General features: G+C 41.2%; 1 protein-coding gene. It reads right to left on the reverse strand.

What is annotated here, in order from left to right; all coding sequences use genetic code 11:
- Positions 1 to 716: RpnC/YadD family protein (locus SIN01_RS14845; RefSeq protein WP_141306180.1), on the reverse strand; the 716-nt coding region annotated here is incomplete at its 3' end.
- Between the last annotated feature and the right edge of the window lie 88 nt (positions 717 to 804).

The raw sequence follows: 804 nt of genomic DNA on the forward strand, positions 1-804 counted from the left end.
TCATAAAAGGAATTGGGCCACTTGAGCACTTCTTCGCGAATTTCTTCCGGAAGCTTTTTTGCTTGATCCATCAATTGATCCACCTCTTCCTTTTCTAATTGAAGATAGGTCTCGAAAAATCCATTGATCATGCTTTCACGCGCTTCTCCAAGATGCATTGTGATCATTTGCCTGATAAAAGCAAGTCGTACCTGTACACGTTCCCTTTTCGAGTAGTTCATCTTGCTCATCAGCGCGGCGGCGGCAGGATTATTGCTGTTCATAAATTTTCGCCAGCTCATTCTAGAAAGTTCGAGTTTTAAAAAATGGAACGTGCTAACAACCATTAGATGCGGCACTTTTATCACAAATTCGTCCGGTTCATCTCTAACTCCATCATAACTAAAAATGGCGATTGGTAAAACAGGTTTTCGAAATTTCAGATAGATCATGCTGTAATAGATATACATCCGTTCGGAAAAATCATCTTGGTAATAATTCTGTGCTTCAAGATGGACAATCAGGATGACATCCTTTTTTGATTTCAGCTTCGTTTCTGCGATAACATCTGCCCGTTTTTTGTCGCCTTCGACCATATCCGCAAACAGTTCCTCGGAAAGGAATTTTTTCTCGGAAAGATCGAGTGCCTGGTAAATTTTCGGGAAGAATGCTTCGAGAAATTCATCAAAAAACTCGTGAAGCAGGACTTTAAAGCGTCGATCGTGGTCTATAGACATAGGAAGCCTCCTTGCGAGGTATGTTTCGGTCATTCGAGAGGAATGTGTGAAGCGAATCGAGAAGAGAACAAATGAGAACAAATGATCG

It is taken from the genome of Sporolactobacillus inulinus, from assembly GCF_006539285.1.
GTDB lineage: Bacteria > Bacillota > Bacilli > Bacillales > Sporolactobacillaceae > Sporolactobacillus > Sporolactobacillus inulinus.